19 protein-coding genes and 2 tRNA genes are annotated in these 19610 nt (G+C 64.6%); 7 read left to right on the top strand and 14 right to left on the bottom strand.

From position 1 onward, the window contains the following. Window positions 1-174 precede the first annotated feature (174 nt). Genes QQL79_RS13110 through QQL79_RS13130 form a run of 5 tightly spaced genes read right to left on the bottom strand, consistent with a single transcriptional unit; the run spans window position 175 to window position 4450 of the window. Window positions 175-1062 carry an ROK family protein gene (locus QQL79_RS13110; RefSeq protein WP_284391522.1) on the bottom strand — a complete coding sequence of 296 codons (888 nt, stop codon included), beginning with the start codon at window positions 1060-1062 and terminating at the stop codon, window positions 175-177. A 2-nt stretch (window positions 1063-1064) separates the two neighbouring features. Continuing rightward, window positions 1065-1754 carry a ribulose-phosphate 3-epimerase gene (locus tag QQL79_RS13115; RefSeq protein ID WP_284391524.1) on the bottom strand — a complete coding sequence of 230 codons (690 nt, stop codon included), beginning with the start codon at window positions 1752-1754 and terminating at the stop codon, window positions 1065-1067. A gap of 1 nt (window position 1755) precedes the next feature. Further along, window positions 1756-2556, bottom strand: a complete 801-nt coding sequence (locus QQL79_RS13120) for an alpha/beta fold hydrolase (protein ID WP_284391526.1) — start codon at window positions 2554-2556, stop codon at window positions 1756-1758. Next, the gene (locus tag QQL79_RS13125) at window positions 2553-3374 is read right to left on the bottom strand and encodes a sugar phosphate isomerase/epimerase family protein (protein WP_284391528.1); all 822 of its coding nucleotides are present in this window, start codon (window positions 3372-3374) and stop codon (window positions 2553-2555) included. Before QQL79_RS13125 ends, QQL79_RS13120 begins: the two co-directional genes overlap by 4 nt. Continuing rightward, window positions 3374-4450 carry a Gfo/Idh/MocA family protein gene (locus QQL79_RS13130; protein WP_284391530.1) on the bottom strand — a complete coding sequence of 359 codons (1077 nt, stop codon included), beginning with the start codon at window positions 4448-4450 and terminating at the stop codon, window positions 3374-3376. The genes QQL79_RS13125 and QQL79_RS13130 overlap by 1 nt, the downstream gene beginning before the upstream one ends. A 151-nt stretch (window positions 4451-4601) precedes the next feature. Here QQL79_RS13130 and QQL79_RS13135 point away from each other — a divergent pair, with 151 nt between their 5' ends. Together QQL79_RS13135 and QQL79_RS13140 are read left to right on the top strand one after the other, a co-directional pair. Next, window positions 4602-5780 carry an ROK family transcriptional regulator gene (locus QQL79_RS13135; RefSeq protein WP_284391533.1) on the top strand — a complete coding sequence of 393 codons (1179 nt, stop codon included), beginning with the start codon at window positions 4602-4604 and terminating at the stop codon, window positions 5778-5780. A 405-nt stretch (window positions 5781-6185) separates the two neighbouring features. Beyond that, the gene (locus QQL79_RS13140; RefSeq protein ID WP_284392883.1) at window positions 6186-7205 is read left to right on the top strand and encodes a LacI family DNA-binding transcriptional regulator; all 1020 of its coding nucleotides are present in this window, start codon (window positions 6186-6188) and stop codon (window positions 7203-7205) included. 93 nt (window positions 7206-7298) lie between these two features. Here QQL79_RS13140 and QQL79_RS13145 read toward each other — a convergent pair whose 3' ends face one another. The 4 genes from QQL79_RS13145 to QQL79_RS13160 all read right to left on the bottom strand — a co-directional run bounded on the left by QQL79_RS13145 (window position 7299) and on the right by QQL79_RS13160 (window position 11620). Beyond that, the gene (locus tag QQL79_RS13145; protein ID WP_284391535.1) at window positions 7299-8048 is read right to left on the bottom strand and encodes an ATP-binding cassette domain-containing protein; all 750 of its coding nucleotides are present in this window, start codon (window positions 8046-8048) and stop codon (window positions 7299-7301) included. Then, a complete protein-coding gene (locus tag QQL79_RS13150) occupies window positions 8041-9105 on the bottom strand; it encodes an ABC transporter permease subunit (protein ID WP_284391536.1) in 1065 nt (354 codons plus the stop codon). The genes QQL79_RS13145 and QQL79_RS13150 overlap by 8 nt, the downstream gene beginning before the upstream one ends. A 102-nt stretch (window positions 9106-9207) precedes the next feature. Next, complete coding sequence (locus QQL79_RS13155; protein ID WP_284391538.1) at window positions 9208-10200, bottom strand: ABC transporter substrate-binding protein; 993 nt, start codon at window positions 10198-10200, stop codon at window positions 9208-9210. A gap of 520 nt (window positions 10201-10720) precedes the next feature. After that, window positions 10721-11620, bottom strand: a complete 900-nt coding sequence (locus QQL79_RS13160) for a sugar-binding transcriptional regulator (protein WP_284391540.1) — start codon at window positions 11618-11620, stop codon at window positions 10721-10723. Between the two features lie 184 nt (window positions 11621-11804). On the opposite strand from QQL79_RS13160, the gene QQL79_RS13165 reads away from it, so the two are divergent. Beyond that, window positions 11805-12719 (top strand): tagatose-bisphosphate aldolase, encoded by a 915-nt coding sequence (locus QQL79_RS13165; RefSeq protein ID WP_284391542.1) that lies wholly within the window; start codon window positions 11805-11807, stop codon window positions 12717-12719. A 16-nt stretch (window positions 12720-12735) separates the two neighbouring features. Next, the gene (locus QQL79_RS13170; protein ID WP_284391544.1) at window positions 12736-14154 is read left to right on the top strand and encodes an ROK family protein; all 1419 of its coding nucleotides are present in this window, start codon (window positions 12736-12738) and stop codon (window positions 14152-14154) included. A 134-nt stretch (window positions 14155-14288) separates the two neighbouring features. Here the strand turns inward: QQL79_RS13170 and QQL79_RS13175 are convergent. Continuing rightward, window positions 14289-14363, bottom strand: a tRNA-Gln gene (locus QQL79_RS13175). Window positions 14364-14536: 173 nt separating this feature from the next. Here QQL79_RS13175 and QQL79_RS13180 point away from each other — a divergent pair. Then, window positions 14537-14613, top strand: a tRNA-Pro gene (locus tag QQL79_RS13180). Between the two features lie 44 nt (window positions 14614-14657). On the opposite strand, the gene QQL79_RS13185 is transcribed toward QQL79_RS13180, so the two are convergent. Beyond that, window positions 14658-14858, bottom strand: coding sequence for a hypothetical protein (locus QQL79_RS13185; RefSeq protein ID WP_284391546.1), 201 nt, complete (start codon window positions 14856-14858; stop codon window positions 14658-14660). Between the two features lie 120 nt (window positions 14859-14978). Beyond that, complete coding sequence (locus tag QQL79_RS13190; RefSeq protein ID WP_284391548.1) at window positions 14979-15593, bottom strand: biotin transporter BioY; 615 nt, start codon at window positions 15591-15593, stop codon at window positions 14979-14981. 91 nt (window positions 15594-15684) lie between these two features. Between QQL79_RS13190 and QQL79_RS13195 the strand changes: the two genes are divergently transcribed. Then, window positions 15685-16602 carry an MBL fold metallo-hydrolase gene (locus QQL79_RS13195; RefSeq protein ID WP_284391550.1) on the top strand — a complete coding sequence of 306 codons (918 nt, stop codon included), beginning with the start codon at window positions 15685-15687 and terminating at the stop codon, window positions 16600-16602. Between the two features lie 221 nt (window positions 16603-16823). Here the strand turns inward: QQL79_RS13195 and QQL79_RS13200 are convergent, their stop codons facing one another. Next, complete coding sequence (locus QQL79_RS13200; protein ID WP_284391551.1) at window positions 16824-17639, bottom strand: DUF1499 domain-containing protein; 816 nt, start codon at window positions 17637-17639, stop codon at window positions 16824-16826. Between the two features lie 269 nt (window positions 17640-17908). After that, complete coding sequence (gene pdxH / locus QQL79_RS13205; RefSeq protein ID WP_284391552.1) at window positions 17909-18532, bottom strand: pyridoxamine 5'-phosphate oxidase; 624 nt, start codon at window positions 18530-18532, stop codon at window positions 17909-17911. Window positions 18533-18627: 95 nt separating this feature from the next. Here pdxH and QQL79_RS13210 point away from each other — a divergent pair, with 95 nt between their 5' ends. After that, entirely contained in the window at window positions 18628-19560 is a 933-nt protein-coding gene (locus tag QQL79_RS13210; protein ID WP_284392884.1) for a DnaJ C-terminal domain-containing protein, read from the top strand. The last annotated feature ends 50 nt before the right edge of the window (window positions 19561-19610 follow it).

Consider the following 19610-nt stretch of genomic DNA (forward strand, 5'->3'; position numbering starts at 1 on the left):
GCTTCTGGGTGCAGTGACGGTAGGGGAGATTGCTTCGGCCCGTCAATATATATGTTTGCTTGCGTAAAGATTTTGTGAGGTGGGGATGGATCGGGGCTCGCAACACCCCCTCCCAACCTCCCCCGTCGAGGGGGAGGTGCCGGGCTGGTGGTTGGGGCGGGATGGTGCCCGCCCTCACATCACCATTGCCGCAGCGCCGATCAGACCTGCGTTCTCGCCCAGCGCCGCGGGAACTATCGGGACATCACGAAATGCCGGCATGGCGTTGGCCTGGACGCGGTGGGTGATACCCGGGAGCAGCAGCGGAAAGCCGTTGGCGATGCCGCCGCCGAGGATCACGGTTTGGGGGCTGAAGAGGTGGAGCAGGTTGGCGATGCCGATGCCGAGCCAATCGGCTTGTTCGGTGACCAGCTGGAGGGCGCGAGGATCGCCCGAGGGGGCGGCGGCGAAAGCGGATTTTGGGTTGGGGAAATGGGGGGAGATGCGGCGGGCGAAGGCGGTGCCGGAGGCGTAGGCTTCCCAGCAGCCGCGATTGCCGCAGGCGCAGGGGGCGCCATCGCGCTCGATGGTCATGTGGCCGATATGGCCGGCCATGCCCATGCGGCCGCGCAGCACTTTGCCATCGGCAATGACGCCGCCGCCAATGCCGGTGCTGATGGTGACATAGACCAGGTGGGAGAGGCCCTGCCCGGCGCCGAATTTCCATTCGCCGATGGCGGCGGCTATGGCGTCGTTTTCGAGGCGGACAGGCAGGTTCAGCGCGGTCTGGATCATGCTGGCGATGGGGATATCGGACCAACCGGCCAGGGTTGGCACGCCGAGGGCGAGGCCGCGTTCGGTGTCGATGGGGCCGGGTGAGGAGATGCCGGCACCGGTAATTCCAGTGCGGTCGGGGGCGATTTTGGCGACGAGGTCAGCGATCTGCTGGACGACGGCCTGGGGGCCGGCTTGCGCCAGGGTGGCGGTTTCTTCGCGGGCGAGGATGTGGCCGGAGCTGTCGACCAGGGCCGCGCGCAGGCTGGTGCCGCCGATATCGATGCCGATGGCGCGGGCTTTGCTCATGGCTAGAGCGCGTGCAGCCAGGCCATGCGGGCGGCAAGGTCTGGGGCGCCGAAGGCCAGGGAGCCCATGACGACAGTTTGTGCGCCGGCGGCACGCAACAGGGGGACGGTGGTGTCGCGGATGCCGCCATCGGCGGCGAGGATGATGTTGCGGCCTGAGTTGGCGATCAGGGCTTTTGCCTCCTGCAGACGGTCGCCCGCTGTGGGGTCGAGCCCCTGTCCTTTTACGCCGATGGCGGTGCCGAGCAGGGTGAGGAAATCGAGGCGGTCGAGATAGGGCGCCAGTTTGGCGACCGGGGTTTCGATGCGGGCGACCATGCCACTGGCCACATTGCGGCTGGCGAGGAGGGAGAGGGCCGCGTCGGCAATGGCGGCATTTTCGACATGGATGCTGATGAGGTCGGCGCTGGCATCGGCGAATTGGGTGATCTGCTCGAGCAGGATGGCGTCGGCCACCATGAGGTGGACATGGATGGGCCGTGTGGTGGCGCTGCGCATGCGGGCGACGAGATCGGGGAAGAACAGCAGCGCGGGGGCGAAATGGCCGTCGGCCACGTCGATATGGAGCAGATCGGCATGGGGCTCGATGCGACTGAGATCATCGGCCAGGCGGATGAGATCGGCCGACCACATGGAATATTCGGCGAGGAGCCGGTGGCGCGGCAGATCGGCAAGCCAGGTGGGGCTGGGCATTTCAGATTTCCTCGGAGAAGGCGGCAAGCGCGGTGTGAAGGTCGGCCAGGTAGCCGGGTTTGTCGATGGATTTGGGTGTGGCTTCGAGCAGCTTGGCGCCGGGAATGAGGGCGGCGAGGCGCTTTGCCATGGACCAGGGGTGGATGGCGTCGTGTTGGGTGCCGATGACCAGGGTTGGGATGGTGAGGGCCGCCAGATCGGGTTCGGTGATGCCGGGGCCGTCGGCGGCGATGGCTTGCAGCAAAGCGGCAGTGGTGGTGATGGGGGTACGCTGGAAGAAGCCCATGAGCGAGGCGAGATTGTCGGGCGCGGTTTTGGCGAGATGACCGTAGGTGGGGCTGGCGCGGAAGGCGGCGCGGGCGGCGTCTACAGGCATTTGAGCGAGCAGCGCACCGACCTCGGCATTGGGCTGCATATTGGGTGGGGCAGCGGCGGCGAGCCAGGCGGGGCGGACCAGAGCCAGGGCATGCACCAGATCGGGGCGGTAGACGGCGAGGCGTGTGGCGAGGGCGGCGCCCATGGAAATGCCGCCCAGAATGATGGGGCCGAGGCCGAGTTCGGTGATGAGGGCGGCGATGTCAGCGGCGAAAGTGGCGATGGAGAGGTTGTTTAGCAGGCCGGTTTCGGAGGCGCCGTGGGCGCGGCATTCGAGGGTGATGAGGCGGAGGCTGGCGGGGACGGCTTCGCGGGTCTGGTTGATGTCGCCGCAGAGGCCGTGTTGGAAGAGGATGGGCGTGCCGGAGCCGCCGCTGTCGTACCAGCCGAGGGAGACGCCGTCGCGGACGAGAGTCTGGCGCCTCATGACAGGGCTTGTCGCAGGAAGGCGGCGACGGCGGGAGCCTCACGGGCCTCAAGGCCGTGGGTAATCAGGTCGCCGGAAAAGCCGATGGCGCGGAGGCGGGCAATATAGTGGCGGTAGTCGAGGACGCCGGTGCCGGCTGTGGTGAAGGCACCGTCGACAGTACGGTCTTTGGCGTGGCCCATGACGATGCGGTCGGCCAGGAGATCGACGGCGTGGGCGACGATGTCGCGCTGTTCGGGCAGGGTTGCGTGTTCGAACAGGTTGGCCGGGTCGAGCACGATGGCGAGGGAGGGGCTGGCGATGGCGTCGAGCACTTGGCGGGCGCGGACGGCTGAGTCCACGACATTGGCGAGTTCGGGCTCGATGCCGAGGCGGATATTGTGGCGCTCGGCAATGGTGGCGGCTTTGGCCACTTCGGTGAGGAGGTCGCGCCAGGCTTCGGGGGTGGCGTTATCGGGATGGCGGCGCCATTGGTCGTGGGGGTCTCGGGTGCCGGTACAGAGGGTGATGAGGCTGGTGCCCATGGCGGCGCTGGCGGCGGCGAGGGTTTCGAGGCGGGCTAGGCCGGTGGCGCGGATGGCGGGATCGGGATGGATCATATTGTAGGTGCCCGAGACGGCGGCTATGGCGAGGCCGGTTTGCCCGGCGGCGTGGTGGACGGCTTGGGCCTGCGCCGGAGTGATGGCGTCGGGCATCGATGGGAGGCCTGAGCAGGCCATGTTGTATTGCACGGAGGCAAAGCCGGCGGCTTTGGCCTGGGCCAGAACCGTCATGGGATCGGCGCCGGGGAAGGTTTTGGCGAAGATGCCCAGGCGCATCAGAGGGCTCCCGCGACGTCGGCGAGGCGGACGGGCTGGCCCGACTTGACCGAGTGGGCGATGGCCACCATGGCGCGGACCGAGGCGATGCCATCTTCGATATCGGCGCCGGTCTGGGGGGCCCCGGTCAGGATGGTATCGGCAAAGGCTTCGAGCTGGCGGCGGTAGAAATGGCCATCGGCGCCGAGCACGCGCGAGCTGGCGCCTTTGGCTTCGTCGAAAATGTCGACCTCGCTGGTTTTGTAATACCAGGGATTATAGGTCTTGCCGAGAATGGAGCCATTTTCGCCATAGATCTGGAAGCCCTCGTGCCAGTCCATGCGGACGGCGACGGTGAGATCGAGATGGCCCAGCGTGCCATTGGCGAATTCAACATCCATGAACCAGCAGCGCATGCCGGCGCGGTTGGCGAGGCGCGCCTGGACCGCGGTAATTTCGCCGGCGAAATAGCGGGCGGTATCGACCAGATGGCTGCCATGGGCGAGCATGTAATAGCGGTCGAGATCGGCTTTGGGGTTTTCGGCCGGTTTGCGGGCGGCGGCGCTGGCGATGATCAGGGGCTGGACGGCGTCGGTCATGGGATAGCGGTGGGTGCTGTCGCAATACCAGGCCTTGAGGGCGACGAGCTGGCCCATGCCGGTGTCGATGAAGGATTTGGCGGCCTCCAGGCCCGCGTCGAACCGTTTCATGTGGCCGACCTGGAGGCGTTTGCCGGAGATGGCGACGGCGGCGCGCAGGCTTTCGGCCTCCTCGATGGAGGTGGCGAGGGGCTTTTCGCAGAGCACGTGCTTGCCGGCCTCAAGCGCGCGCAGGGCGGCGGGGACGTGGAAGGCGTCGGAGGTGGCGATGATCACGGCTTCAAGGTCGGGATCGGCCAGCATGGCATCGTAATCAGCAAAGCTTTTTTGCGGGGCGTGGGTGGCGGCCATGCGATTGCGCAGATCATCGGCCACGTCGCAGATGGCGTAGAGATCGGCGTTTGCGGCCTTGGTGCAGCTTTCGAAATGGGCGGCCTGGGCGATGGCGCCGCAGCCCAGCACGCCAACACGCAGCGTCCGCTCCTGCTTTTTGGGCATTCAATTCGCTCCCGCCGCTGGTCGAATACGCCATTGCCGGGCGGTTCGATAATTTGTTAACTTAGCAAACATAATAGCGGCGGAGTTGTGCTGTCAACATGGCGCCGCTAGAGCTTGATGAGTTTTTACGCCGTCACGGAAACCGGGAAATATGGCCAATCAGTCGCTGGTGCGGCACATTAATGAGCGGCGGCTGCTGGGGATTTTGCGGGTCAGCGGGCCGGTGTCGCGGGCGGAGCTGGCGCGGCGGCTATCGCTAACGCGGGCCTCGATCACCGGGATGATCGATGACCTGCTGGCGCGCGGCATGGTCAGCGAGAGGGCGCGCGAGGACAGTCCCGAGCGGCGCGATGTGGGGCGGCCGGGGATCGATATCGCGCTGGAGCCCAAGGGGGCTTACTTCTTTGGCGTAGAGATCGGGGTGGGCGTGCTGCGTTTTGCTCTGCTCGACCTGGCGGCGGGCGTGGCCGAGACGGACGAAATGTCGTTTGACCGGGGGCTGGCGCCGGACCAGGTGGTGGGGCTGGTGGCGGACAAGCTGGCGAGCCTGACGCTCTATCGCGACTCTATCCGGGCGATGGGGGTGACCGTGCCGGGGCTGGTGCGGCGGGATGGGCATGTGATCAATCTGCCGATTTTGGGGTGGAAGGATGTCAATCTGGGGGCGCTGATTGCGGCTGACATCGATCTGCCCTGCCATGTCGAGAACAATGCCAATGCGGCCGCGTTCGGGCATATTTATTTGGACCCGCGGCCGCATCGGGGTGTGGTGGTTTACCTCAAGATCGGGACGGGTTGCGGCGGCGCGGTGATCATTGACGACAAGCTGCTGCGCGGGGGCAATGGGCTGGGGACGGAGTTTGGCCATTTGCGAATTGCGGCGGATGGGCCGCTGTGCAGTTGCGGGCAGCGCGGGTGCATGGAGACGTTTGTGAACCTGCGGGCGCTGCAACGCTATGCGACCAACAGGGATGTCGATGAGGCGGCGACCGATCCGCACTTGCCGGCGCAGGTGGCGGCGGGGCTGGCCGTGGGTGACCCGGATGCCGAGCGGGCGGTGACGACGCTGGCGGGGCATTTGACTGAGGGGCTGGTCGATATCACCAATATTTTCGACCCCGATGAGGTGGTGCTGGGCGGGGCCATGCTACCGGTGCTGGATGCGGTGGTGGAGCGGGTGGCGGGGCCACTGGGGCGGCGCATGGTGCCGGGGATGAGCCTGCCGCTGCTGACGGTGTCGCGGATTGGGGCGTTTGAATGTGCCATTGGGGCGGCGGCTCTGGCGCATCATGAGGAGTTTGATCTGTCGAATTTGGATTTAAGGACTTAGGGGGCGCAAGCACTGAGGCCGAGGCTCTTTTGTCTCCCTCCCCCTTGAGGGGAGGGAATGAGGGAGGGGGTCGGCTAGTTTCGCGCATGAGCCCCAACGACCCCCACCCCGGCCCTCCCCTCAAGGGGGAGGGAGGCGATGGAACTGGGCTTTGTGGTGGCGAGGAGATCGCAACCCCTCACCCTGTAATTTCTTCTAGACGAAGAAATTACTGTCCCTCTCCCTCAAGGGGCGAGGGTTGGGCTTCGTGGGTGGGAGGCATTGCGCCCTGCCTTCAAATTTTTCCTGTAAAAATTGTGGTTTTCCGCGCGTCAAACAAGATTTGACATGGCGGGTTGCCGGTGGCAGCAAGGAGGGGACAAGGCAGAGGAACGATTGGCTATGACGCGCAAGCGAATCCGGACGATGGAAGAGTTTGCCAAGGCGGTGGGGCTGTCGCGGCCGACGGTTTCCAAGTATTTTCAGGACCCCAGTTCGGTGCGCGTCAAGGTGCGCGAGAAGATTGATGCGGGGCTGGCCGAGACCGGGTTCCGGCCCAATCTTTTTGCGGTCAATCTGAACCGGCGGCGGTCCAAGATTATCGGGCTGGTGTTTCCGAGCTCGCTTGATCCGTTTTACATGGGGCTGCGGCGGCGCATTGAGGCGGAGGCGACGGCGGCGGGGTATTTGCCGTTTGTGTTCAGCTCGGACGGGCGGGCGGAGCTGGAGGCCGAGGCGATCGAGACGCTGACCTCGCTCAATGTGGCGGGGGTAATCATGGCGCCGGTGGGCGGGCATAGCGCGCATCACGACAAGGTGCGGGCGCTGGCGCGCAATATTCCCATCGTATTTATCGACGCACCATTTGACGCCGAGGAGGCGTTTGTCGGCACCAATAATGCGCAGAGCATGGCGCTGATTACCGATTATCTGACGCGCTCGGGCGATAGGCCGGGCTATTTCGATATGCCGGCGGTGAACAGCAATACAGTGGAGCGCCGGGCGGCCTATATCGCCACGATGGAGCGGCGGGGGCTGGAGCCCCTGCTGATCCCCGTGGAGCATTCCGAAAGCTGGGAATTTGAGCGCTATGCGTTCGAGCAGACCAATAAGGTGCTGGCAGCGGGCGGGTTTCCCAGCAAGACGGTGTTGTGCGGCAATGACCGGGTGGCATTTGGCGTGCTGGCGGCGGCAAACCAGGCGGGGCTCAAGGTCGGGATCGGGCCGGATAGCGATTTGCGGGTGGCGGGGCATGATGACCAGCCGCTGAGCGAATATATCTGGCCGCCGCTGACCACGGTGTCGCAGAACACCACGGAAATGGGGCGGCTGGCGATTACTCTGCTGTTGTCGAAGCTGGATAGTTCGCGGGTGTTTGATGATCCGCGCATGCAGGGGCAGCATATTTTGTTGAATGCGGAATTGGTGTTGCGGGGGTCGGCTTAGGCGGCTTTCGCATGTGCGAAAACAACCCCTCACCCGTCTCGGCTCAGCGGCCGATCCACCCTCTCCCACAAGGGGAGAAGGGAGCTATCGTAACTAGCCGCCGACCATGAGTTTGACCACTTCGTCATGGGTGGTTTCCGAGATTCTGCGTTCGCCCGCCTGGACGCCACGCCGAAGCACGACGATGCGGTCGGACACCGCAAAAATGTCTTGCAGGTTGTGGGAGATGAAGATCACGCCCCGGCCCTGGGCCTTGAGCTGGTGGATAAGGGAGATGACCTTGCGCTGTTCGGGCACGCCGAGGGCGGCGGTGGGTTCGTCCATGATGAGGATCTGGGCGTCCCAATAGACGGCGCGGCCGATGGCGACGGCCTGGCGCTGGCCGCCGGAGAAGTTGCTGACCGGGGCTTCCATGCGGTTCACATGGAAATCGAGCAGGGCCATGGTGGATTTGGCGGCCTCGGCCATTTTCTTGCGGTCGAGCACGGGCAGGAAGCCGAAGGCTTTGCGCATGGGTTCGCGGCCCAGGAAGATATTGGCGCCGATGGAGAGATTATCGGCCAAAGCCAGGTCCTGGTAGATGGTCTCGATGCCCTTGTCGCGCGCCTCTTGCGGGGTGGCGAAGCTGACGGGCTCGCCGCGCAGGCGGATTTCGCCCGAGGATGGCTTGTAGACGCCGGAGATGGCCTTGATCAGCGTGGTTTTACCCGCGCCATTGTCGCCGGCCAGGGCCACGACTTCGCCGGGACGGACTACCATGGAAAAGTCCTTGAGGGCCTGCACGGCGGCGAAGTTTTTCGAGAGGTTGCGAACGTCGAGCAGGGGTTCGGCTGCATTATTCATCGATGCGCCCTCCGGTGAAGCGGCGTTGCGCCTGGTCGATCAGGACCGAGATGATGATGACGACGCCGACGCTGATGAATTGCCAGAACGGTTCGACATTGACGAAAACCAGACCGTATTGAATGACTGCGATGACCAGCGCGCCGGCCACGGTGCCAAAGATGGTGCCCGAGCCGCCGAACAGGCTGGCGCCACCAATGACCACGGCGGCCACGCAATCGAGCAGCAGGGGTTCGCCGGCCTGCGCAGCGCCGGCGCTGAAGCGGGCGGAATAGACCACGCCGGCTAGGCCCGCGCACATGGCGGACAGGATGTAGAGCCGCAGCAAGTGCCACTTGATGTCGATGCCGGCGCGACGGGCGGCCTGGGGATTGGCGCCGATGGCATAATTGTGCTGGCCGAAACGGGTCTGGCTCAACACGTAATGCATGGCAATGACGAAGACGGCAGCGATGATGACGATATAGGGCACGTTAAAGAAGCGGCCATTGCCGATCGCGGCGAAGAATTCGTTGCGCACGGGAACCGTCGTGCCGCCGGCCAGCAGGAAAGCGACGCCGCGCGCCACGCCGAACATGCCCAATGTGCCGATGAAAGGCGGCACGCGCAGGCGGGAAACCAGTAATCCATTGACGACGCCTGGAAGGCCCGCGACCAGAATGGCGACAAGACTGCCGAACAGAACGGCCAGCGGGAAGCCCATGCCGGGCGTGGCCCAATTGATGGCATGGGCGGCGACGACCGCGGCCAGCCCCATGATAAAGCCCAGCGACAGATCGATGCCGCCCGAGATGATGACGAAGGTCTGCCCGGTGGCGAGCAGGAGCGGGGCGACCGCGAAGATGGCGATGGACTGCACGTTGAACGGATTGAGGATGAAGGTGCCGCCAAAACCGATGCGGGCCCAAATTTCAAAGCCGACGATCAGCGCGGCGAGGAAGAGCCAGGCGCGCAGATTGGCGATGCGCTGCATCCAATTGAGCGCGCTTCCGGCATGATCGGCTTGCGGGGCTATATGGGTGGAAGCAGGCTGGGCCTGCGGAGCTGAAGCGGTCATGGTGTCACCTGATCCGGCGTCGACGCGGGGCGGAACCCTCGCGGACTGGGCGTAGAGGCAGGTGGCCCCGCGGCAAATGCCACAGGGCCACCCAGGCGGCGCTTACTCGTTGTAGAGGTACTTGGCGATTTCAGGATCGGCGATATTGGCCTTGTCCATGATGGTAAAGCCGGTGCCGATCGAAACCGGGATCGACTGGCCCGTCAGGTGGGCAAAGGCCGAGACCACGCCGTAATAACCGATTTCGGCGGGGTGTTGGGCGATGGCCACGTCGACGAGACCAGAATTGATATTGTCAACGATGCTGACGGGAGCATCGAACGCCACAACCTTGATGGTGCCGCTCTGGCCGGCCTGCTGGACGCCATTGGCAGAGCCGAGGGCGGAGAACAGATTGGCCCCGAACACGCCCTTGAGATCGGCATTACGGGCGAAAACGGCCTGCAATTGGCTGGCCGCGTTATTGGCATCGTTCTTGTTGAACTGGGTTTCGAGCACTTCGATATTGGGGAAGTTCTCGCTCATTTCCAGCTTGAAGCCTTCTTCGCGCTGGTCCGTGGTGGAAATGCCCGGATTAACGTTGGAAACGAAGACCTTGCCCTCTCCGCCGATGGCATTGGCCAAGGCGCGGGCAGCGATGCGGCCGCCCAGAATATTGTCGGAAGCGATGTAGGAGAGCGGGAAATCCGCGTCGCCCGCCCCGGTCTGGTAGACACCCGAGCCGATGAACGTATCGACGGTGATCACGGGGATACCGGCTTCGTTGGCCTTGCGCAGCGGTTCGACAAGCTGAGTGGTATCGGTGGGGGCGATCAGGATGGCATCCGGCGCACGGGCAATGATGGCGTCGAGCACAGGCACCTGCACAACCGGATTGAACTCGGGCGCGCCCTGGAACACCAGTTCCACGCCGAGCGCATCAGCGGCGGCCTGGGCCCCCTTGCGCATGGTGATGTAGAAGCCGTCAGTGGTCAGGCCCGGGATCAAGGCAATCGTGAATTTCTTGTCCTGGGCAAAGGACGGGCTGGCGGCAAGGCCGATCGTGGTGGCCAGTGCGGCTGCAGCCACGGCCTTGAGAATAGAACGACGCTCCATGGTTTTCCTCCCTCATTGAGCTGTTCGTTGACAGTCATTCGACTGGCCAAACGGATTTGTTTGCCCAGTTAACATATCTCATCCCGACGTCCTGAAATCGTCAAGTGAAATTTTCTTCTGCAATTTACTTCACATATTGCAGCCGTCAAGACCCGTCGCAATGCGACGCCGGTCATGCGGACTGGGCGATCGGTAAACCTCCGGCGGGGTGAGCCCGCGTTTCTCCTCGTGCGGTTCCGATTGTTGGGGATATCCGCTTGGGTAGAACTCCATGACGGGGCCGCGATGTCAACAGGTTTTGTGCGCGCAAATATCAATTTTTACGCGGAGAAAGATTTGGAGATGAGTGGCTGAGTGCCGCCACGTTCACGGTGTCATTCCGGCAAAGGCCGGAATCCATGCTGTGCATGATCCGCACGCTGGATGGTGGGGAGGGCCCTTCAGCATGGATCCCGGCCCTGCGCCGGGATGACATTGTGGGTGGGGCGGGCTGGGAGTGCTGCCCGAAGCGAGCTTGGGCTTAGCCCAGCGTGTCCAGGATGGCTTCGGCGGTTCTGGCGTCGGTGACCAGGGCGCTGATGAAGCCGGCTTTGGCGGCGCCGATAATGGCACCGACTTTGTTTTCGCCGGCGGCGACGCCGATGACCAGGGGAGCGGCGCGGAGCTGGGCGGGGGAGGCGGCGATCATGCGGGTTTCGCCTTCCCACTGGATCAGTTTGCCGTCGCGGTCGAAATAATGGCGGATCACGTCGCCCACCGCATTGCTCAGCGATTGTTCGCTGGGGGTGGCGGCACTGGCTTCGGGGGCGTTGACGGCGTGCGGCAGGCCGACGCCGACAATGGCGGCATCGATGCGGTCCCACAGGGCAACGCTGTCGGCGATGGCGGGATCGGCGAGGAAGGCGGCGCGGGTTTCGGCCGAGGGCAGATAGGGCGCGTGGATGAAATGGGGCGTGCCGCCCATGTGCCCGGCGGCGAGGCGGACGAATTCGTTGACCTGGAAATGGGGGGCGTGCTGCTGCATGCCGCCCGTCGCGGGCACAGTGATGATGCCCGGCAAGGGGGGGAGCCCGGCCTGCATGACGGCGCTGACCGCCCTGCCCCAGCCGATGGCCAGCACCGAGCCGGCGCCCAGGCCCGTCTCCTTGAGGAGATCACCCAGAGGGGTGGCCAGGGCTTCGAGCACGCCGGCGGCGGGGGCGTCGATAACGGCGGCGCGCTTGAGGCCCAACCCGGCAATCAGCCGGTCACGCAGGGCTTCGGGGGCGACGATGTCGCGGATTTCGATGCGCACAATGCCTTCGGCGCGGGCGCGCTGCAGCAGGCGTGAAATTGTGGCCGTCGACACGCCCATGCGCTTGGCGATGTCCACCTGGCTCATGTCGCTCTCGTAATGCAGCTTGGCGACCGCATGCATCATGGAGCGGGAAACGCCTGCATCCCCGGACTGCGAAGACAGCTTGAAATTCCTTTCAGCAATGTGTTACATCGTCGGCAACGATAATCCTTATCGCCCAAACCCCGCTGTTAGGCAATTGCCGCGCAAAACACCGTTTTGCGTGACCGGAGCCTCTTTGTCGCAATTCACGAGGAGCATATTCGACATGGCACGCATGACCACCGCCGAAAGACGCGGCTACCACCAGATTTGTGGACAAGACGGTGCAATGATGGTGATCGCCTGCGATCAGCGCGGGGGCATGCGCACGCTGCTGGCAGCCACGCCGGAAGAACAGGCAGGGATCAGCAATGAGGTACTGGGCGATACCAAGGCCGATATCACGCGCTATCTCGCCAGCCAGGCCTCCTGCGTACTGGTGGACCCGATCTGCGCGGTGCCGCAAGTGGTGGATGAGGGTGTATTGCAGCGCGATACGGCGCTACTGATCGGGCTTGATGCTTCAGGATGGGATGTCTCGCCCGAAGGCTACCGGATTTCAAAGATGGTCGATGGCATCACGGCGCGCCGGGTGCGCGAATTGGGCGGTACGGGCGGGAAGATCATGATCTATCTGCGTTCGGATACGCCCGCCGCCAACACGCAGAACATGGCGACGCTGCAGCAGGTGATTGCGGACTTTGCCAGCGAAGACCTGCTGCTGGTGGTGGAATTTCTGACCTACGCGCTGGAAGGCGAAAGCAAGGAGGCCTATGCGGCCAAGATTCCCGGGTTGATCCAGGGCGGCACGCAGCTTTGCCTGGACGCGGGCTCCAAGGTGCTCAAGCTTCCCTATCCAGGCACGCCGGAATCCTGCGCCGAGGTAACCCGGCTCTGCGGGGAAGTGCCATGGGCAATCCTGTCGGCGGGCGTGGATCACGCAACCTTCTTGCAACAGGTCGAAATCGCCATGCACAATGGCGCCTCGGGGGTGATTGCGGGCCGCTCCCTGTGGAAGGATTGTATCTCACTTGATCGGACCGTGACCAAGCAGCGGCTCGAAACCATTGCCGTGCCGCGCCTGCGCGAAATCCAGGCGGTGATTGCGCGTTACAGCGCCCACGAAACGCGGGTCGCCTGAGCGTTTGGAGCGTGCCATGGGGCAGACGGCAATTGGCGTGGATATCGGGGGCACGCATATACGTGCCGCCCGGGTCAGCGACAGCGGACAGATATTGGTCAGCGCCCGGGCAGCGAGTTCGGCCAATCCCGAACAGGTGCTGGCGACCACGATCGACCTCATTGGCCAGGTGATGGCCCAAGGCATTGCCGGCATCGGTGTCGGCGTGCCCGGGCGAGTCGATGGCAGCACGGGAACGGTGTTCTCGGGCGGCTATGTCGATCTCGCCGGGCTGCCCTTCGCCCAATTGCTGCGCGAGGCGACCGGACAATTCGTGGTGCTGGAAAATGATTGCAGCATGGCCCTGCTCGGTGAAGCAGCCTTTGGCGCCGGACAGGGCAAGCAGAACCTGGTCATGCTGACCATCGGCACCGGGATTGGCGGGGCAGCACTGGACCATGGGCATTTGCTGCGTGGCCGCAGCACGGCCGGGCAATTCGGCCATGTCGTGGTCACACCCGATGGGCTGGTATGCGCCTGCGGACGACGAGGCTGCGTCGAAACACTGAGTTCGGGTACCGCCTTTGGCCGGCATGTCCGCGAGGCTGGTCTGCCGGCGGGCACCGATGCCGACGCCTTGCTCGAACGCCGCGAGCAGGGCGATATGCAGGCAGCGGCGGTGCTGACAGCATGGGCGGGGCCATTGCGCCGGGCCATTGATGGGCTGGTGGCAACGCTTGATCCCGACCTGGTGCTATTGGGCGGCGGCATGGGCGGCAAGGCCGTTGCGGCACTGGCGGGGATTCCCGCCGAGAATTGCTGGTATCAGAGCCCGGTCGTCGCCGCCCAATTGGGCGACGATGCCGGTGTGATTGGAGCCGCGCGCTGCGCCATGGACCGCTTTGCCGCGCGGGGCCGCAAACGTGCCGTGCTGGTCAATGGCGTGCCGGCCAGCGGCAAAAGCCGGGTGGCACGAGCCTTGTCGGCGCAGACAGGCTGGCCGCTACTGACGCTTGATACGATCAAGAACCCGTTTCTTGAGGTCATCGAGGGAGTAGACCGAGGTTTCAACCGCACGCTGGGCAAGGCAAGCTACAAGGCGATCTGGTCACTGGTAGCCGATGCGCCGGCGGGAACGACGGTGATCGTGGATGCCTGGTTCGGCTTCCAGCCGCCTGAATTGCTGGAGAGCCACCTCACCATGGCAGGCATTGGCGAGACGCTGGAGATCTGGTGCCAGGCGCCGGCGAACGTGATCGTGGAGCGCTATGCCAGCCGGCTCGGGGACCGCCTGCCGGGACATCCGGGGGCGGCTTATTTGCCAGAATTGGCGGAACTGGCCGCCCGCGCCGAGCCGCTCGGACGAGGACCGGCATTTGCGGTGGATACGACCGAACCAACCGATATCGGGGCCATAGCGAGCTGGATCGCTGACCATTGGCCAGGGATGCCGTAAGACCCACCGGACAATTCGTCGAGGTCTAAACGCACAAGCGTTTGGGTGCGAAACGTGTTGGCTACGAGATCAGCGTCGCAGTCTTAACGCGCAAGCGTCGCAGGTATTCGCGGTGCGGACAATGAGGAGCAATCTGGCTGGGGTGCTAGGATTCGAACCTAGGAATGCCGGTACCAAAAACCGGTGCCTTACCACTTGGCGACACCCCAACTTGGCGCGGTTCGTACACGGTTTGGTTGCGCTTCGCAACATGGCTGGAAGGGTGGTGAAAAACGCGTGTCGAGGCGCTTGTATGCGGCGGGAAGCATCGCTATAAAGCGCCCAATCGCGACATGGCGCCGGGGGAAACCCGCACCGCAGACCCGATCGTCGTGATTTCTGACGGAGTATAGCGCAGCCTGGTAGCGCACCTGCTTCGGGAGCAGGGGGTCGAGTGTTCGAATCACTCTACTCCGACCAATCAAGCCCGGCCTCTCAGGAGGCTGGGCTTTTTCTTTCCCGCGTCATTCCGAGCGCCAGACCGTTTCCGAACGCATATCGGCGTCGCGCACGACCACCTCGATATCGGCGCTGCCCGAGGCCTGGGCCTGTTTGACGGCGGCCGCGATGGCAAGTTCCTTGGATGTGTATGGTCCCACCAGCGCCCCCTTGAAGCTATAGTGCCAGGCGCGGTCCTGTTCGGCGACGACATAATGATTGGACATGATCCCCTCCCGGCCCGATCAACGCGCCTGGGCCCTGCCGCGTTGCGCCGCAATCGCTTCGGCGCAAACAAAAAGGCCGGCCCCTGGGGACCGGCCTTGGGCATAATGATGTGGCGCCGCTCAGCGCTTGGCGGCGAACAGGCCCCAGATGCCGGTGACGGTGAGGGCGGCGAGCGCCATCTTGAGCACATCCCAGATGATGAAGGGCTGCACGGCCTTGGCAAAGGCCGAGCTCACCACATTGGCCTGGTCGATCCAGCCGGCCTGGCCGGACATGGCGAGCAGCCAGGCAAAGCCCAGCGCGAACATCACCGCGCCGCCGGCCAGCATGGCGGCAAACAGGGTCAGGGGCTTGCCCGAAGCGCCGCGATCGGCGGCAAAGCCGATAATGGCGGCCATGGCGAGGAAACCGAACAGGAACCCGCTGGTAGGGCCGACGAGATAGGCCAGGCCCCCGCCAAGCGCGAAGACCGGCAGGCCGAGCGCGCCTTCAACCAGGTAAAGCGCCACGGTGGCAACACCGATCCGGGCGCCGAAAGCGGCGGCCAAGGCGGCAACGGCAAAGCTCTGCAGCGTTACCGGCACGGGCCAGACCGGCACGTTGATCTTGGCGCAAATGGTCAGCAGCAGCGTGCCGAGCACGACGGTCGCCATAGTGGACACCAGTTTGGCAGCGTCGCCCTTGGGCTGGAACACGCCGAGCAGCGTGTTGGGCGTGGTCAAAGTCACGGCCATTTCATACCTTCCATGCTTCTAATCGGGCGCCATCCCATCCCCGGGACGCGCATCAGTCCTGACTTCTTAATCTCTCGGCAAAGCCAGCGCAATGACCACACCTGCCCCCGCCCCGGCCTATGACACAAGCTTTGCCCCCCAGATCGGCACACCGGTCGGCGTGGCGCCGGGGCTGGTGCGGGTCACTGCGCCCAATGCCAGCCCCTATACCTTTACCGGCACCAATAGTTTTCTCGCCGGCCATCACCGGCTGGCGCTGATCGATCCGGGGCCGGAAGACGAAGCCCATGTCGCCGCGCTCACAGCAGCCCTTGCCGGGCGGCCGGTGGATGCCATCATCCTTACCCATACCCATCGCGACCATAGCGCCCTGGCCCGGCGTATGGCGTCGCTCCTGCAGGCGCCCCTCTGGTTCGGCGGCCCCCACCGGCTGTCGCGCCCGCTGCGCCGCTTCGAGCGCAATCCGATTCGGAAATCGGGCGATTGGGATCTGGTGCCCGATCGTACTCTCATGGATGGCGAAACCGTTCCCGCCGGCGACCTCGCGCTCACGGTCCATGCCACGCCCGGCCATTGCGCCAATCACCTGGCGTTCGGGCTGGCGGGCGACACCCTGCTCACCGGCGATCACATCATGGGCTGGAATTCCACCCTGGTCAGCGTGCCCGACGGCTCCATGGCCGATTACCTTGCGTCGCTGGAAAAGGTCATTGCCCTACCCTACCGGCACTATATCCCTGCCCATGGCGGCCCCATTGCCGACGGCCCCGCCTATGCCAAGAGCCTCCTGGCACACCGGCAATGGCGGAACGAACAGGTCGTTGCCGCCGTCAAGGCCGGGGCCCGCAGCATTGGCGCAGTGGTCAAGGCCATCTATCCCACCCAGCCCCTCGCCGTCCGCCGCGCTGCGGCCATGACCATCACGGCGCATGTGGAATATCTCGAGGCGCAGGGGTTGTTGCAGGTGCGGCGAGGATGGTCCGGGACGCAGTTGGCAACCCTCCGCTAGGCCAGCAGATCTCACAGTGCGCCCGGAACACCACCAGATATGGAAGAAGCCCCAATCCCCCACCCACCAAAATCGCCTCCCTCGGGCTTGACCCGAGGGCCGCTCGCCGCTTGTGCCGGGCCGAGAAAGACCCACGGTCAAGCCCGAGGGAAGCGGCACAAAATCCAGCGCTCTGCCACAAGCGCCCATTGCCCACGGTGTCGTTCCCGCGAAAGCGCGCCCTAATTCGCCGGCACCGGCACAGGCGTCACCGCCTCCGCCTCGCCCTCCGGCTCGAGCGTCGGATTATCCCGCAGCAGCACCGTCACCGCATCGTCCAGCGCGATGAGAAATTCCTCGATCCTCTGCCCATTCGATCCGAAATCATGCAGCGCATTGAGCGAGGCCGAACGCATATCGACGGCGGAGCCCTCCTCCGTCGCCGTCACCCGCAGCACAGCTTCCTCACGCCAGCCCGGCAATGTCATCGCCTGGGCATTGATGCGGCCTGGGGCATCGCCCACCGGTTCGCGCCGCAGGCGCACATCCCAGCCGCGCTCGGCGACCATGCGTTCGACAAGGGCGAAAGTCTGTTCGGGAACCAGGGGATAGGTTCGCGTCTGCACATTGGGGAAAATCGCGGCCATTTGCGCCGATGTGAGCAGTTTGGGAGCGGGCATGGCCGCCGTTCCCGGCTCAAACACCAGCGGCAGCGCACCGCGGGTGGTGGTCGCCATGTCGGTGGCGGGGGGATAGCGCAGCATGAGGCTGCCATACCAGCCAAAGGGGGCGAGGCACAAAAGGCTCAGCGCCAGGCCGGCCAGCGCCTTGCCCCAGCCATGATCGCCGGTGTGCCAGAGCCGGCCCAGCGCGATCAGCGAGGCGAAAAAGGCAATGGCCGCCACCAGCCCTGCTAGCACCACCGCTACCAGGAACACATCGCTGGTGATGAAGCGCTCGCGATGCAGCAGCACGGGGATGACCACCAGCGGCAGGGCCAGCGTGCCCAGCCGGCGCGCCCAGATGGCCCATCTCGATGTCCGGATCAGTATGCGCAACGTGCCGCCGTCAGTTCAGTTCGCCGCGCATGGTAACGGCAAGGTCTTGCAGGAGTTTGAAGATTTTTCTCCCCGCTTTCGCGGGGATGACATCGTGGTGGTCGGGACATTGAGCGAATCCACCGGCTCTATTCCTTCCCTCCCCCTTGAGGGGAGGGATCGAGGGAGGGGGTCGGCGCGATTTCGCGCAGGAGCCAAGACGACCCCCACCCCGGCCCTCCCCTCAAGGGGAGGGAGGCCCCGCGGCGAGATCAATGCAAATCAAAACCCTAAGGATAAAGCCGTGTGCTCACCCAGCGTGCGCCTTCGCGGGTGAATCTGACCCGGTCATGCAGCCGGAATTGCCCGTCTTTCCAGAATTCGAAGACCTGCGGCAGGACCCGGAAGCCCGACCAATGGGCTGGCCGCATCACCGGCCCCTCGCCCACTTGGGCCGTCAGCGCATCCACCCGAGCAATCAGCTCGGCCCGGCTGGCCAGCGGCCGCGATTGTTCGGAGGCCGCAGAGGCGATCTGGCTGCCTCTGGCACGCGAAGCATGGTAGGCATCGGCCTCTTCGGGCGCCACCAATTCCACAAGCCCGCGAATCCGCACCTGCCGGCGCAGTGACTTCCAGTGCATCAGCAAGGCGGCCTTGCGATGGGCCAGCAATTGGCGGCCCTTGTCGCTCTCGAAATTGGTGAAAAAGCAGAAGCCGCGCGAATCACGGGCATTGAGCAGCACCATGCGGGCATCGGGCATGCCCTCCTCGTCCACCGTCGCCAGCGCCATGGCATGGGGATCGTTCGGCTCGGCCTCCTGGGCCAGGGCGTACCATTCCTCGAACACGGCATAGGGGTCGAGATCGGCGCGGTCGCCGTCATCGAACAGGCGTTCGGTGAGGGTTTGCAACATGTGAACACACCCAAAAACTGGACAAGGCGCGGGGCCGTGGCCATATAGGACGGGAAACCTTGGCGAAGCAACGCCAGACTCATTGAATGGACCAGATGCGCGATCCCTATACCGTGCTTGGGGTGCCACGTTCGGCGAGCGAGAAGGACATCAAGTCCGCCTATCGCAAGCTCGCCAAGAAGTATCACCCCGACCAAAATCCCGATGATACCTCGACGCACGGCAAATTTGCCGAGGCGACCAATGCCTATGACCTGTTGACCGACGCGGAAAAGCGCGGCCAGTTCGACCGCGGCGAGATCGATGCCGATGGCAATCCGAAATTTGCCGGCTTCAATTCCGGCGCCGCGCGCGGTGGCCGCCCCGGTCAGGGCGGGTTTTCGGCCGAGGACATTCTCAAGGAATTCATGAGCGGCTTTGGCGGCCAGCCGCGCGGCAGTGCGGGCCGCGGCCCGGCCGGTGGCGCGCAATGGGATCCGTTTGCCGGCGCTGCCGCGGGCGGCGGGCGCGGACAGGCCAAGGGCGAGGATATTGTCGTCACCGCTGCCGTGTCGCTCGAGGATGCCCACAAGGCCGCTTCGATCCCCGTGCGCATGCCTTCGGGCAAGGTGCTGTCGGTCAAGCTTCCCGAAAAGGTGGAGGAAGGCCAGCAGATCCGCCTCAAGGGCCAGGGCAGTCCCTCCCCCTTCGGCGAGCCGGGCGATGCCCTGGTCACCGTGCGCTTTGAAAAATCCAAGCAGTTCCGCCGCGACGGGGCCGACCTGCGCACCGATGTCCCGATCACACTCTACGAAGCCGTGCTGGGCACCAAGGTGCGCGTGCCCACGCTCGACGGCTCGGTGGAACTCACCCTGCCCCCCGGCGTCGACACCGGCAAATCCTTGCGCCTCAAGGGCAAGGGCCTTTATGGCGGCGGCGACCTCTATGTGAACCTCAAGGTGGTCTTGCCCCCAGGCGGGGACGCCGACCTCGAAGCCCTGGCCCGGTTCATGCGCGATCAGAAGCCCTATAAGGTGCGGGACAACTAGCTCCGCCCCACCCACGGAGCCTTTCCCTCGCCCCTTGGGGAGAGAGGGAA

Source organism: Devosia yakushimensis, from assembly GCF_030159855.1.
Taxonomy (GTDB): Bacteria; Pseudomonadota; Alphaproteobacteria; order Rhizobiales; family Devosiaceae; genus Devosia; species Devosia yakushimensis.